This is a genomic window from Serratia sp. ID 25-353 (genome assembly GCF_054792795.1).
Genome location: NZ_CM139236.1, coordinates 2,476,871 through 2,490,921 on the forward strand (window position 1 = coordinate 2,476,871; position 14,051 = coordinate 2,490,921).

Annotated in this window: 16 protein-coding genes; 5 read left to right on the plus strand and 11 right to left on the minus strand. The window is 59.5% G+C overall.

Annotated features, from left to right (window positions below):
• Positions 1 to 8 precede the first annotated feature (8 nt).
• From artQ to artJ, 3 genes are all read left to right on the plus strand, one after another.
• Complete coding sequence (gene artQ / locus ACYF6X_RS11905; protein WP_025159684.1) at positions 9 to 725, plus strand: arginine ABC transporter permease ArtQ; 717 nt, start codon at positions 9 to 11, stop codon at positions 723 to 725.
• Positions 725 to 1,393, plus strand: a complete 669-nt coding sequence (gene artM, locus ACYF6X_RS11910) for an arginine ABC transporter permease ArtM (protein ID WP_033637817.1) — start codon at positions 725 to 727, stop codon at positions 1,391 to 1,393. The genes artQ and artM overlap by 1 nt, the downstream gene beginning before the upstream one ends.
• 200 nt (positions 1,394 to 1,593) lie before the next feature.
• Positions 1,594 to 2,328: an arginine ABC transporter substrate-binding protein gene (artJ, locus tag ACYF6X_RS11915; protein WP_063989393.1), complete on the plus strand. Its 735-nt coding sequence runs from the start codon at positions 1,594 to 1,596 to the stop codon at positions 2,326 to 2,328.
• A gap of 32 nt (positions 2,329 to 2,360) precedes the next feature.
• On the opposite strand, the gene rlmC is transcribed toward artJ, so the two are convergent.
• From rlmC to ACYF6X_RS11960, 9 genes are all read right to left on the minus strand, one after another.
• A complete protein-coding gene (gene rlmC, locus ACYF6X_RS11920; protein WP_130017623.1) occupies positions 2,361 to 3,491 on the minus strand; it encodes a 23S rRNA (uracil(747)-C(5))-methyltransferase RlmC in 1,131 nt (376 codons plus the stop codon).
• Between the two features lie 69 nt (positions 3,492 to 3,560).
• Entirely contained in the window at positions 3,561 to 4,040 is a 480-nt protein-coding gene (locus ACYF6X_RS11925) for a YbjO family protein (protein ID WP_130017622.1), read from the minus strand.
• A gap of 104 nt (positions 4,041 to 4,144) precedes the next feature.
• Complete coding sequence (potI, locus tag ACYF6X_RS11930; RefSeq protein ID WP_130017621.1) at positions 4,145 to 4,990, minus strand: putrescine ABC transporter permease PotI; 846 nt, start codon at positions 4,988 to 4,990, stop codon at positions 4,145 to 4,147.
• On the minus strand, positions 4,987 to 5,949 hold the full coding sequence (potH, locus tag ACYF6X_RS11935) for a putrescine ABC transporter permease PotH (RefSeq protein ID WP_130017620.1): 963 nt from the start codon (positions 5,947 to 5,949) through the stop codon (positions 4,987 to 4,989). The genes potI and potH overlap by 4 nt, the downstream gene beginning before the upstream one ends.
• Positions 5,950 to 5,973: 24 nt before the next feature.
• On the minus strand, positions 5,974 to 7,107 hold the full coding sequence (potG, locus tag ACYF6X_RS11940) for a putrescine ABC transporter ATP-binding subunit PotG (RefSeq protein WP_130017619.1): 1,134 nt from the start codon (positions 7,105 to 7,107) through the stop codon (positions 5,974 to 5,976).
• Between the two features lie 122 nt (positions 7,108 to 7,229).
• Entirely contained in the window at positions 7,230 to 8,339 is a 1,110-nt protein-coding gene (potF, locus tag ACYF6X_RS11945; protein ID WP_130017618.1) for a spermidine/putrescine ABC transporter substrate-binding protein PotF, read from the minus strand.
• A gap of 405 nt (positions 8,340 to 8,744) precedes the next feature.
• A complete protein-coding gene (locus tag ACYF6X_RS11950) occupies positions 8,745 to 9,224 on the minus strand; it encodes a type III secretion system chaperone family protein (protein WP_004938666.1) in 480 nt (159 codons plus the stop codon).
• 136 nt (positions 9,225 to 9,360) lie between these two features.
• Positions 9,361 to 10,263, minus strand: coding sequence for a 30S ribosomal protein S6--L-glutamate ligase (gene rimK, locus ACYF6X_RS11955; RefSeq protein WP_038880682.1), 903 nt, complete (start codon positions 10,261 to 10,263; stop codon positions 9,361 to 9,363).
• A 54-nt stretch (positions 10,264 to 10,317) separates the two neighbouring features.
• Positions 10,318 to 10,620, minus strand: coding sequence for a YbjC family protein (locus ACYF6X_RS11960; protein ID WP_033646672.1), 303 nt, complete (start codon positions 10,618 to 10,620; stop codon positions 10,318 to 10,320).
• A gap of 230 nt (positions 10,621 to 10,850) precedes the next feature.
• Here ACYF6X_RS11960 and ACYF6X_RS11965 point away from each other — a divergent pair, with 230 nt between their 5' ends.
• Positions 10,851 to 11,114: a GrxA family glutaredoxin gene (locus tag ACYF6X_RS11965; protein WP_004938676.1), complete on the plus strand. Its 264-nt coding sequence runs from the start codon at positions 10,851 to 10,853 to the stop codon at positions 11,112 to 11,114.
• Positions 11,115 to 11,156: 42 nt separating this feature from the next.
• Here ACYF6X_RS11965 and ACYF6X_RS11970 read toward each other — a convergent pair whose 3' ends face one another.
• Positions 11,157 to 11,546 (minus strand): inner membrane protein YbjM, encoded by a 390-nt coding sequence (locus ACYF6X_RS11970; RefSeq protein WP_033637808.1) that lies wholly within the window; start codon positions 11,544 to 11,546, stop codon positions 11,157 to 11,159.
• 293 nt (positions 11,547 to 11,839) lie between these two features.
• Between ACYF6X_RS11970 and ACYF6X_RS11975 the strand changes: the two genes are divergently transcribed.
• Complete coding sequence (locus ACYF6X_RS11975; RefSeq protein ID WP_047728000.1) at positions 11,840 to 13,528, plus strand: aspartate:alanine antiporter; 1,689 nt, start codon at positions 11,840 to 11,842, stop codon at positions 13,526 to 13,528.
• Positions 13,529 to 13,821: 293 nt separating this feature from the next.
• On the opposite strand, the gene ACYF6X_RS11980 is transcribed toward ACYF6X_RS11975, so the two are convergent.
• Positions 13,822 to 14,040 (minus strand): DNA-binding transcriptional regulator, encoded by a 219-nt coding sequence (locus tag ACYF6X_RS11980; RefSeq protein ID WP_072265518.1) that lies wholly within the window; start codon positions 14,038 to 14,040, stop codon positions 13,822 to 13,824.
• Positions 14,041 to 14,051: the final 11 nt, after the last annotated feature.

Here is a 14,051-nt window from a genome sequence, read left to right on the forward strand (position 1 = left end):
ACGCTCCGATGAATGAATTACAACCTTTAGCAAGCGCCGCCGGCATGACCGTCGGCCTTGCCGTTTGCGCCCTGATCCTCGGGCTGATTCTGGCGATGCTGTTCGCCGTATGGGAATCGTCCCGCTGGAAAGCGGTCAGCTGGCTCGGCACCGCCTGGGTGACCGTGCTGCGCGGCCTGCCGGAAATCCTGGTGGTGCTGTTTATCTATTTCGGTTCGTCGCAGCTGCTGCTGATGCTCTCCGACGGCTTTACCCTCAACCTCGGTCTGTTCCAGCTGCCGATTCAGCTGGCGATCGACAACTTCGAAGTCAGCCCGTTCCTGTGCGGGGTGATCGCTCTGGCCCTGCTCTATTCCGCCTACGCTTCGCAGACGCTGCGCGGCGCGCTCAAAGCGGTACCGCAGGGGCAGTGGGAATCCGGCCAGGCGCTGGGGCTCGGCAAGGCCGCGATCTTCTTTCGCCTGATCATGCCGCAGATGTGGCGCCACGCCCTGCCCGGCCTCGGCAACCAGTGGCTGGTGTTGCTGAAAGACACCGCGCTGGTGTCGCTGATCAGCGTGAACGATCTGATGCTGCAAACCAAGAGTATCGCCACCCGCACCCAGGAGCCTTTTACCTGGTATGTGATCGCGGCAGCCATCTACCTGCTGGTGACGCTGTTCAGCCAATACGTCATCAAACGCATTGAGCTGCGCGCCACGCGCTTTGAGCGAGGGCCGGTCTGATGATTGAGTATTTACCGGAGATCCTCAAAGGGTTGCACACCAGCCTGACGCTGACCGTTGCCGCGCTGATCGTCGCGCTGGTGCTGTCGCTGCTGCTGACGGTGATCCTGACGCTGAAAACGCCGATCCTGACGCCGCTGGTCAAGATCTACGTGACGCTGTTCACCGGCACGCCGTTGCTGGTGCAGATCTTCCTGATCTACTACGGCCCCGGTCAGTTCCCGGCAATCCGCGACTACCCGTGGCTGTGGAACCTGCTGTCGCAGCCCTGGCTGTGCGCGATGATAGCGCTGGCGCTGAACAGCGCGGCCTACACAACGCAGTTGTTCTACGGCGCGGTGCGCGCCATTCCCGCCGGGCAATGGCAGTCATGCGAAGCGCTGGGCATGTCGCGCCGGCAGACGCTGCGCATCCTGCTGCCGTTCGCCTTCAAGCGCGCGCTGTCGTCTTACTCCAACGAAGTGGTGCTGGTGTTCAAAAGCACCTCGCTGGCTTACACCATCACGCTGATGGAGGTGATGGGTTACAGCCAGCTGATGTATGGTCGCACCTACGACGTCATGGTATTCGGCGCCGCGGGCCTGGTGTACCTGTGCGTCAACGGCCTGCTGACGCTGCTGATGCGGCTGGTGGAGCGCCGCGCGCTGGCGTTTGAGCGCCGCAACTGAGGCCGCCTCTCCCCATGAGCCCCGCCATTGTGCGGGGCTTTTTTTATCCCTGCAGCAATATTTAATCATTTGCATTGCATTTTAATTCACTCAGTGGCAGGGTTATCAGCAGACGCACGCGCAAAAATCTCTGGCGATTACCAGTAAAAACAAACGATAGCGAAATAATCACTTTCAGGATCCAGACAGGAGCTCTACGCATGAAAAAACTGCTGCTTGCCGCGACGATGTTGGCCGGGATGACCTTTAACGCCACCGCGGCCGAGACTATCCGCTTCGCCGCCTCCGCCACCTACCCGCCGTTCGAATCGCTGGACGCCAACAACCAGATCGTCGGTTTCGATATCGATCTGGCCAACGCGCTGTGCAAGCAGATGCAGGCGCAGTGCACCTTCACCAACCAGGCGTTCGACAGCCTGATCGCCGCGCTGAAATTCAAGAAATACGATGCGGTGATTTCCGGGATGGACATCACGCCGGAGCGCAGCAAACAGGTCGCCTTCACCCAGCCTTACTACGCCAACTCGGCGATCGTGATCGCGCAAAAAGGCAAGTTCAGTTCGCTGGCGGATCTGAAAGGCAAAAAGCTCGGCATGGAAAACGGCACCACCCACCAGAAATACATGCAGGACAAGCATCCGGAGATTAACACCGTCTCTTACGACAGCTACCAGAACGCCATTCTGGAGCTGAAAAACGGCCGTATCGACGGCGTGTTCGGCGACACCGCCGTGGTGAACGAGTGGCTGAAAACCAACCCGCAGCTGGCGCCGGTGGGCGAGCACATCACCGATGCGCAATACTTCGGCACCGGTCTCGGCATCGCGGTGCGCCCGGACAACCAGGCGCTGCTGGCCAAGCTGAACGCCGCGCTGGACGCCATCAAGGCCGACGGCACCTACCAGGCCATCAACGACAAGTGGTTCCCGCAGTAAGCAATAAGGCCCGGTTATCCGGGCCTTATGTTTTATAAAATCCGCACCAACAACGTCAGCACTTCGTAGTGCGCGGTATGCGGGAACATGTCGAACAGCTGCACCCGTTCGATGCGGTACCCCGGCAACATCTCGATATCTTTCGCCATGCTCTCGGCGTTGCAACTGGAATAGAGAATAGAGTCCGGCGCCATCCGGCCCAAATAATCGCACAGCGCCTGGCCGATGCCGCGCCGCGGCGGGTTGACCAGCACCAGCTGCGGCACCTGGCCTTCGGCGGTGGCGAAGCGGGTGGAATCGAGCGCCTGAAAATCGACGTGCAACAGCCCTAACCGCTGCGCCGACTGGCGCGCGCAGGCGATCGCTTCCGCGCTGATTTCGATGCCAATCAGCCGCGTTTGCGGTTGCGCGCAGTGCAGGCCAAAGCCGCCGACGCCGCAGAACAGATCCCACATGCTGTCGATAGCGAGCGCGCGCACCCAGTCGCGGGCGGTAGCATACAGATCGGCGGCCACCTGCGGGTTGGTCTGGAAGAAGCTTTGCGGGCGGATGAAGAGCGGCACCTGATTGAACTGTTCCTCGAGCGCCTGCTGTTCGGTCAGCGCGATCTCGCGTTCCCCTTCCATGATCGCCATGTGCACCGGCTGAATATTGGCGGAGATCACCTTGAGCTGCGGCAACTGCTGCTGCAGCCACGGCAGCGCGGCGCGCAGCTGCGCCAGCTTGGTTTCCGAGCGCAGCACGAAACGCAGCATCACGCCGCCGTCGAGCGTGCTTTCGGTCAGCAGCAGGTATTTCAGCTCGCCGCGTTTGCGCGCCACGTTATACGGCGTCAGGCCCGCACGGGCGATGAAGCTTTTCAGCACCGCAAACATCGGCGCAAAACCGGCGGGATACAGCGGGCAGTCGCTCAGATCGACCGGCGTGCCGTCACGGTGCAGCATGCCGAGCAGCGGGCGCTCCACGCTGCCGCTGACCACCATCTTGGCTTTATTGCGAAATGCGCTCAGTTCCCCCGTCGCCGGCTGCAGCCACTGCGCGACATCGCGCCCGGCCAGCAGCGATTGCAGGTGATGCTGTTTGTCGGCCAATTGCTGCGGATAGGGCTTTTCCAGCCACTGACAGGAACGGCAGGTGCCCGCCGTATACAAAGCGCAATGCATGAAGATTACCGTGAAGTTCAGGATGACGAATTAAGGGCGCAGAGTTTACCACTCCGCGCGCCTAAAATCTCACTTGCGCGCGGTGAAGAAGCGGCGGCTGGCGGTGGGAACAAACAGCAACGCCAGGATCACCGCGTCGGGGATCTTTTGCAGGATCAGAACGTGCAGGATTTGGCCGCTGGTTTCCCCTTCCACGGTAAACACCTCGGGGAAGACGCTGCCGATGGTGGCCAACAGCAGATAAAGCACCACGATGCACTGGCAGGTCACATAGCCCCAGCGTCCCCAGTTGCGGCCGCGCATCACCGCAAAGCCGCAGCTGATCTGCAGGCACAGCAGCATCAGGCCGGCCAGAAAGATAAAGGTAGAATCCCACGCCTGCGCGCTAGTGTTGACGAACTCCTGTGCGCCGTCGACGCCCAGTTCGCCCAGCAGCAGCACCACGCTGATACACTTGATCGCCACCATGGCGGTGCCCGCCACCATCACCGGCACCGGCGCATCCGAAGTCGATCCCATTCCCTGCCCGCTTTTCAGCATGTCTGACATATCCGTGTTCCGCTACGACGCGCCACCAATACAGATGGCGCATGTAAAGTCAGGTAGTTAGTTGCAATTCTTATTGATTGCAAAAATAGCAGGTTTGTTACGATTCAGCTACGGGCCGCCCGCTGTAATTCACGCGATCGTTGTTTTTCCGAACGCGCCATAAACCACCAGGCGATCAGGCCGAGAACGCCCACCACCAGCAGGATCAGGCTGGCCAGCGCATTGATTTCCGGATTCACCCCCATGCGCACGCTGGAAAACACCAGCATCGGCAGCGTGGTGGCGCCTGGGCCGGAGACGAAGCTGGCGATCACCAGATCGTCCAGCGACAGGGTAAACGCCAGCATCCAGCCGGAGATCAGCGCCGGCGCGATCATCGGCAAGGTGATGACGAAGAACACCTTCAGCGGCGGCGCCCCCAAATCCATCGCCGCTTCCTCGATGGAGCGATCCACCTCGCGCAAGCGCGAGCTGATGACCACCGCCACATAAGCGGTACAGAAGGTGACATGCGCCAGCCAGATGGTAAACATGCCGCGCTCCGACGGCCAGCCGAAGGCATGCCCCATCGCCACGAACAACAGCAGCAGCGACAGGCCGGTGATCACGTCCGGCATCACCAGCGGCGCGGTCAGCATAAACGCGAAGCCGGTCGAACCGCGAAAGCGGCCGAAGCGCACCATCACCACGGCGGCGATGGCCCCCAGTACCACCGCGGCGGTGGCGGAGGCGGCGGCGATGGTCAGGCTGAGCCCCACCGCGCTGATCATCGCCGAATCGTGGAACAGTTCGGTATACCAGCGCGTGGACCAACCGGCCCACACCGTCACCAGCTTGGAGCTGTTGAAGGAGTAGATCACCAGCATCAGCATCGGCGCATACAGGAAGGTAAAGCCGACCGTCAGGATGGCGATGCGCCACGGTGAACGCACTACCGGCAAGTTGTTCATTCCTGCCCCCCCATTTCCTTGTTCTGGTGTTTGTGGAACCACAAAATTGGCACGATCAACAGCAGCAGCATGATGGTAGCGACCGCCGAGGCCACCGGCCAGTCGCGGTTATTGAAGAACTCCTGCCACAGCACGCGGCCGATCATGATGCTGTCCGGCCCACCGAGCAGTTCCGGGATCACGAACTCGCCCACCGCCGGAATGAACACCAGCATCGAACCGGCGATGATGCCGCCGCGCGTCAGCGGCACGATCACGCTGAAGAAGGTTTTCAGCGGCCGAGCCCCCAAATCCAGCGACGCCTCCACCAGCGAGTAATCCAGCCGGATCAGCGCCGTGTAGATCGGCAGCACCATAAACGGCAGATAGGAATAAACGATGCCGATATACACCGCCAGGTTGGTGTGCAGGATCACCAGCGGCTGGTCGATCACCCCCAGCCACATCAGAAAGTTATTCAGAATGCCGTTGTTTTTCAGAATGCCCATCCAGGCATAGACGCGGATCAGGAACGAGGTCCAAGAAGGCAGGATCACCAGCAGCAGCAGAATGTTGCGGGTTGATGCCTTGCTGTGAGCCACCGCCCAGGCCAGCGGATAGCCGATGATCAGGCAGCACAGCGTCGAGACCGCCGCCACGCGCAGCGACTGCAGGTAGGCATCGATATACAACGGATCGTCGGTCAGCTGCAGATAGTTGGCGAAGTTGAGCGCAATGTTCAGCTTACCGTCCACCCAGCTCATCAGCTCGGTGTAGGGCGGCACCGCCAGCGCCAGCTCCGCCAGGCTGATTTTGAACACGATCAGGAACGGCAGCATAAACAGCAGCGTCAGCCATAAATACGGCAATGCGATTACCAGCTTGCGGCCGTGAGCCATCAGCAGGCGATGGAACAAGGCCTTGAGGGTGGCCGGCGTTTTGGCCGGCGGTTCCGGCGTGCGTTCAGAAAGCAGGGACATACGGGTTACTCCTCACCAGCTCCACTACACCGTCAACACGACACAGCTGTCGGTTTCCCAACATAGACGCACTTCATCGCCCCAGGTGGGCATCCCCTTGCGGAAACGATGGCCGTTTTGCAGCTGGGCGCTGATGATCTGCCCGCTGTGCAGCTTCACGTGGTAGATGGACAGATCGCCCAGATAGGCAATGTGCGCCACTTCCCCCACCGCGAAGTTGCAGCCGTCTTCCGGCACCTGTTCGCACAGCAGGATCTTTTCCGGCCGCAGCGCGACCTGGATCGGCACGCCGTCCACCACCGAGGCGTCCGGATCCACTTTGATCGCATGGCGCAGCCCCGGGCTTTGCAGGATCAGCGCGTCGTCGTACCGCTCCTGCAATACGCAGTCGAAGACGTTGACCGAGCCGATAAATTCGGCGCTGAAGCGGCTGTTCGGATGCTCGTAGATCTCTTCCGGCTCGCCGATCTGTACGAACTTGCCGCGGTTCATGATGGCGATGCGCCCCGCCATGGTCATCGCCTCTTCCTGATCGTGCGTCACCATCACGCAGGTCACGCCGACGCGCTCGAGAATGTCGGTCACTTCCAGCTGCATGCGATCGCGCAGCTTCTTGTCCAGCGCGCCCATCGGTTCATCCAGCAGCAGCAACTTCGGCCGCTTGGCCAGGCTGCGCGCCAGCGCCACCCGCTGCCGCTGGCCGCCGGAAAGCTGGTGCGGTTTGCGTTTGGCGAACTCCTGCATGTGCACCAGCGCCAGCATTTCCGCCACCCGTTCGGCGATCTCCGTCCGCGGCATTTTGTCCTGCTTCAGGCCGAAGGCGATGTTCTGCTCTACCGTCATGTGCGGGAACAGCGCGTAAGACTGAAACATCATGTTGATCGGCCGCTGGTACGGCGGCACATGCGACATATCCTGCCCATCGAGCACGATCTGCCCTTCCGAGGGCTGTTCGAAGCCGGCCAGCATGCGCAGTAGGGTGGACTTGCCGCAGCCAGACGGCCCAAGCAGCGCAAAGATCTCGCCCTTGTAGATGGTGAGGCTGACGTCTTCGACCGCATTCTGCCCGTCGAAGGTTTTGGTGAGGTTACGGATTTCCAGCAGAGGGGTGAAGACCTTCTGCGACTTGGCTTGAGGACGAGGAATAGCGTCGTTCAATCGGGGTGCTCTCCGGCGTAAAGCGGCACAAAACCACGGCGAGCGCCGTGGCCCAAAACGGCAATGCAGGCGGGGGCGCCCGCCTGCCGGTTTACCGACGATCGGGGGTATCCCCCCCATCATCACTTCCCGCTTTTAACTTTAGTCCATGCGCGGGTAATGACACGGTCCAGCTTCGGCGACTGCACGTTGAGAGTAAACAGCTTGGCGCGCAGGTCGGCCGGCGGATAGACATTCGGGTTATCGCGCACCTCGGCCTTCACCAGCGGCGTGGAATCCTTCACCGCATTGGCGTAATAGACATAGTTGCTGATGCCCGCCATCACATCAGGTTTCATCAGGAAGTTCAGGAACTGGTACGCGGCGTCTTTGTTCTTGGCGTCCGCCGGCATGGCGAACATGTCAAAGTAGGTCAGCGCCCCCTCTTTCGGGATCGCGTAGGCCACGTTCACGCCGTTCTTCGCCTCTTTGGCGCGGTTGGCCGCCTGCATCACGTCGCCGGACCAGCCGATCGCCACGCAGATATCACCGTTCGCCAGATCGTTGATGTACTGAGAAGAGTGGAAGTAACGAATGTTCGGCCGCAGTTTCAGCAGCAGATCGTTGGCCGCGCCGGTGTAGTCCGCCGCATTGGTGCTGTTGGGATCCTTGCCCAGGTAGTGCAGCACGGTGGCGTAAACCTCGCTCGGCGCATCGAGGAAGGAGACGCCGCAGCTTTTCAGCTTCTCGAGGTTTTCCGGCTTGAGGATCAGATCCCAGCTGTCGACCGGCGCGTCTTTGCCCAATGCCGCCTTCACCTTGTCGACGTTATAGCCGATGCCGGTGGTCACCATCAGATATGGGATGCCGTATTTGTTGTCTTTGTCGTTGTGTGCAACCAGCTTCAGCATCTCGGGATCGAGATTCTTGTAGTTGGGCATTTTGCTCTTGTCGAGCGGTTCGAAGATGCCGGCCTGCGACTGGCGCTCGAGGAAGTTGGATGAAGGAACCACCAGATCATAACCGGTGCTGCCCGCCATCAGTTTGCCTTCCAACACTTCGTTGGAGTCAAAGACGTCGTACACCACTTTGATGCCGGTTTCTTTCTGGAAATTAGCCAAAGTATCCGGCGCGATATAATCGGACCAGTTATACACGTGCAGCGTTTTCTCTTCGGCTGACGCATTGACGGACGCGGCCATCAACAGACCGGCAACCACACCCGATAACCACGTTCTACGTTGGGTGACCATCCGTAACTTCCTCCAAAACAGGGTGAATCATAGAATTGAACTTGTATCTGCAGCGACACAAAACCTTTCCTGATTGAGCGCAATCGTTGCAACCGCGAACTGAATGGCTATGCATATGATTGCATGCGCCTTTTTTCACTGCCTGCTCGCGTGGTCACAAGGGAAATCGCAAGCCCTTTGCAGAATCAGCAGCATAGCCGCTGCTATCGCAACCCGCCAGCCCCCAGGGTAAAAAACGCCTTTTATCGATTTTTTATGCAGTATTTCTCTATGTGATGCGCCATTAACGGCACAAAAGGCGAGAAAGATCGGGCGACAAAGGCCAAAGTGCAGAATATTTTATTGCGGAGGGGAATAATGGCAGCATGCCGCCGGAGCGGCGGCATGCTTAAGGTACGGCGAGGATCAGTGCAACATCGGCTGACGCACGGCGCCAGCGGGGATCTCTTCTTCGTCCCCCATAAACAGCAGATCGTTCGCCCGCGCCTCGAGGATCACCATCGAAACCTGCTCTTCGCCCTGCTGCATGAAATGAGTGAACTGCTCGTAGGTAATGCCCACCGCCACGCTCAACGACTGGCAGACGATCAGCTTCGGCAGGTTGTCGTCCTGAATGTCGACAAACGCCTTGATGGTCAGCGAGCTGGCGTTGATCTGGCTCAGGTCCGCCACCAGCGGGATCAGCGCGGTCGGCTTCACCTCGGCCAGCGCGGAGAACAGAATGACGTTGTCCACCAGATCTATCTTGGCGTCGAACACGCCGTCGAAGTTCTGCATGTGCGGCAGGTGCAGCGCCTGGCAGGAATCGCACTCAAAGAAAGAAATGCCCGATTGATCCAGCCAGCGCCGCAACAGCGCCAAATCGGGGACAATGAGTGAATCCATAATAACCAGCCTCACAATATTCAAAACGCGAAAAGGCGCATAGCTTACGGAATATTCACCCGATACGCCACGATCAATGCGGCTTAATTCACTAATTAAGCGATTGCTCGGCGGGAAAAGCGCGCCGCCCGCCCCGTCAACCGCCAGATTTCAGGCGAAAACCCGGCCGGCCGCGCTGCTCGATGTATTCGATCATCATGCCGGCGATGTCCAGCCCGGTGGTGGTTTCCACGCCTTCGAGCCCCGGCGACGCGTTGACCTCCATCACCAGTGGGCCGCGCTCGGCGCGCAGGATATCCACCCCGGCGACGTCCAGCCCCAGCGTGCTCGCCGCTTTCACCGCGATCGCCCGCTCCCTGGCGGTGATGGTCACCTTGCGGGCGGTGCCGCCGCGGTGCAGGTTGGAGCGAAACTCACCCGGTTTGGCCTGACGCTCGATGGCGGCCACCACTCGGCCGCCGACCACCAGGCAGCGCACATCGCTGCCCTGCGCTTCGCGCACATACTCCTGTACCAGGATGTGGGCGTTCAGGCCGCGAAAGGCGTCGATCACGCTTTCCGCCGCCTGGCGGGTTTCCGCCAGCACCACGCCGATGCCCTGCGTGCCCTCCACCAGCTTGACCACCAGCGGCGCGCCGCCGACCAGCTCGATCAGGTCGCCGGTATCGTCCGGCGAATGGGCAAAGCCGGTGATCGGCAGATCGATGCCCTGCCGCGCCAGCAGCTGCAGCGAACGCAGCTTGTCGCGGGCGCGGGTAATGGCCACGGATTCGTTTAGCGGGTAGCTGCCGAGCAGCTCGAACTGGCGCAGCACCGCCGTGCCGTAAAAGGTGATAGCGGAGCCGATGCGCGGGATCACCGCATCGTAACGCTCCAGTTGGCGGCCGCGATAATGAATGGTCGGCGCCGCCGGATTGATGTTCATGTAGCAGGAGAGCGGATCGATGATATCGATGCTGTGCCCGCGATCTTCCGCCGCTTCACGCAGCCGCTTGCATGAGTAGAGCGTTCCGTCGCGAGAAAGAATGGCAATTTTCACTCGTCACCCCAAAAGCCAACGCCTGCCCGGCAGGCGGGTTAGCGGCCGCGGCGCTCAGGCGCGCGGATCGCTGTCCTGATTATCTTTCGATTGCGGTTTGCGGCGATCGTTTTCCGGCGGCAACCCGCCGCGCATCAGCGGCCCGAAGCCCTGCACCACGCGCCACACCAGAAATGCCGCCGCCGGCACCATCAGCGCCACGCCGAGGAAAATCATGCCGACCGCCGCCTGCTGCGACGCCAGCCAGCCCGGCAGCTGCAGGTGGCCGTGAATGCTGAGGTAGGCCAACACCAGCATCACGATGCCCAGCCCTTCCAACACCAGCACCGGGCGCGGTAAGTCACCGAATGAACGCATATTTTTCTTCTCCAGAAGGTCTGCCCCCAGTGTAGTGAATTCCCATCGGCGGCGACAGCCCCGGCAGACTAATTGGTTACATGAATCAGATTAACAGGTAATTCCTGCTTTTTTTTCACCGCCTCAACGGGCATAGTAGGCGCCATCTGACGCAGGTAATGACTTTTTCGGTGACGGGATGTCGTTGCGGTAGCGAACAATTTATTGAAAATCCAATTAAGGAGCGTTGCATGTTTGCAGTAATCTTCGGGCGTCCTGGCTGTCCTTATTGTGTCCGCGCTAAAGAACTGGCGGAAAAACTGACTGAAGAACGCGACGATTTCAACTTCCGTTACGTTGACATCCACGCGGAAGGCATCACCAAGGCCGATCTGGAAAAAACCGTCGGCAAACCGGTTGAAACCGTGCCGCAGATCTTCCTGGATGAGAAGCACATCGGCGGTTGCACCGATTTCGAAGCTTACGCTAAAGAACACCTGAACCTGTTCCAGTAAGCTTTTGAAAAAAAGATAAAAAGGCGCTTAACGCGCCTTTTTTTATTGCCGCTGCCGCCGGTGCAGCTGCTGCAGCGTCTGCAACAGGCCGAGGGCGAACAACATCAGCATCGCGCCGAACACGCACCAGAACACCGCGCTGGTGGCGTACGCCAGCTCCTGCCAGAACGAAGAGGAAGGCGTCAGCCAGAAGTGGCGGATCAGCAAGCACAGCGGCAGCGCATACAGCGCGCCGAGCAGCGGGCAAAGCAGCCGCTTGCGGCTCGACAGATAGCTGGCTATCGCACCGGGGATCACAAACAGCAGCAGGCCGGTTTCGCCATGGTGCTCATGATCCGTACTGCCGAACAGGCCGGTTTGCTGGCCGAGAAACACCAGGCTGAACAACAGAAAACAGCTGAGAATGCCCAGCCAATATCTATAACTCGTCATGCGAATTCTCCCCCGCCCAATTACTGCATCAATAGAAATCGGCCCGGCCCCCGCGCGGAGACGCTGAACCGAATTTTTTCCTTGGTCAAAAGAGAGTTAAATGCGCACGGCGGCGCAGGAAATCAGCTTTCTGTGCTGGCTGTCATCGGTCATAGCGTCTAGAATGAACGCCGCCGAACGATGGTTCGCTTCGCCTTACGCTGGTGGTGATTTATGACGTCGTTTTAAGGCTAAATTTATCTCTTATAGTTATCTATATCAAGCACTTACTGGTAAACAATAAGTTATCCTCCGTGAACATAAACGTCGCTAGTTTGTTAAACGGTAACTACATTCTGTTACTGTTCGTGGTACTCGCACTGGGGCTGTGCCTCGGTAAACTCCGTCTGGGCTCCGTCCAACTCGGTAATTCCATTGGCGTTTTGGTGGTTTCGCTGCTGCTCGGCCAACAACACTTCGCCATTAACACCGAGGCGCTGAATCTCGGCTTTATGCTGTTTATTTTCTGCGTCGGCGTGGAGGCCGGGCCCAACTTTTTCTCGATTTTCTTCCGCGACGGCAAAAACTACCTGATGCTGGCGCTGGTGATGGTCGGCTCGGCGATGGTGCTCGCCATCGGTCTCGGCAAACTGTTCCACTGGGACATCGGCCTGACCGCCGGCATGCTGGCCGGCTCGATGACTTCGACGCCGGTGCTGGTGGGCGCCGGCGACACGCTGCGCAACACCATCGTCAACGGCCCGGCGCTGCTGGCGGCGCAGGATCATCTGAGCCTCGGCTACGCCCTCACCTACCTGATCGGTCTGGTCAGCCTGATCTTCGGCGCGCGCTACCTGCCGAAGCTGCAGCACCAGGACCTGTCCACCTCTGCCCAGCAGATCGCCCGCGAACGCGGCCTGGACACCGACAGCCAGCGCAAGGTCTACCTGCCGGTGATCCGCGCCTATCGCGTCGGCCCCGAGCTGGTGGCCTGGGCCGACGGCAAGAACCTGCGTGAACTGGGCATCTACCGCCAGACCGGCTGTTACATCGAACGCATCCGCCGCAATGGCATTCTGGCCAACCCGGACGGTGACGCGGTGCTGCAGGTGGGCGACGAGATCTCGCTGGTCGGCTACCCGGACGCCCACGCGCGGCTGGACCCGAGCTTCCGCAACGGCAAGGAAGTGTTCGATCGCGACCTGCTCGACATGCGCATCGTGACCGAAGAGATCGTGGTGAAGAACAGCAACGCGGTGAACAAGCGCCTGAGCCAGCTGAAGCTGACCGACCACGGCTGCTTCCTCAACCGCGTGATCCGCAGCCAGATCGAAATGCCGATCGACGACAGCATCGTGCTCAACAAGGGCGACGTGCTGCAGGTGAGCGGCGACGCGCGCCGGGTGAAGAGCGTGGCGGAGAAGATTGGCTTTATCTCGATCCATAGCCAGGTGACCGACCTGCTGGCGTTCTGCGCCTTCTTCATCATCGGCCTGCTGATCGGCCAGATCACCATTCAGTTCAGTAACTTCTCGTTCGGCATCGGCAACGCCGCCGGCCTGCTGATGTCCGGCATCATGCTCGGCTTCCTGCGCGCCAACCACCCGACCTTCGGCTACATTCCGCAGGGCGCGCTGAACATGGTGAAAGAATTCGGCCTGATGGTGTTTATGGCGGGCGTGGGCCTGAGCGCCGGCGCCGGCATCGGCCACAGCCTGGGCGCGGTCGGCGGCCAGATGCTGATTGCCGGGCTGATCGTCAGCCTGGTGCCAGTGGTTATCTGCTTCCTGTTCGGCGCCTACGTGCTGCGCATGAACCGCGCCCTGCTGTTCGGTGCGATTATGGGCGCCCGCACCTGTGCGCCGGCGATGGAAATCATCAGTGACACCGCACGCAGCAACATCCCGGCGTTGGGCTATGCCGGCACCTACGCCATCGCTAACGTGCTGTTAACGCTGGCGGGTTCACTCATCGTGGTGCTATGGCCGGGCATACTCGGCTGATCGATTAGCGGGAGAGATGGATCGGCGATAAAAATATTTTGATTTTTTTGTCGCTGACCAGAACTTTCGTTGGGGGCCGCAGTCTGAATTAGTGCCACTGCTTTTCTTTGATGTCCCCATTTTGTGGAGCCCGATAATCCCGCCTTTTAGGTTCAAGATTATCGGGTTTTTTGTTGCCTTGGAAAAATATCCTTATAAAACAATGCTTCGCAAAACACATAACTACCCTGTGGCGACAAAGTGGCGACAGCCATTTTACGGACATAAAAAAACCTGCTTTCGCAGGCTTCTTGTTAAATCCAAAGTGTTCCCTGATTGCTTCGGGTTGGGTGTGGCGGCGCGATATCAACTTTGCCCGGTGATACGATCTGCCGCTGAATAGATTCCAACGTCACAAAAGTACAACTGCAATTTATGTTTTGGCATTGATGATAACGCTCTTTAGTGTTCTCACTTAGATAGCGGCTTGTGCGGGCATGGGCGGCAGTTCGGCAAAGCGGGCAATGCATCATGTTGATATTCC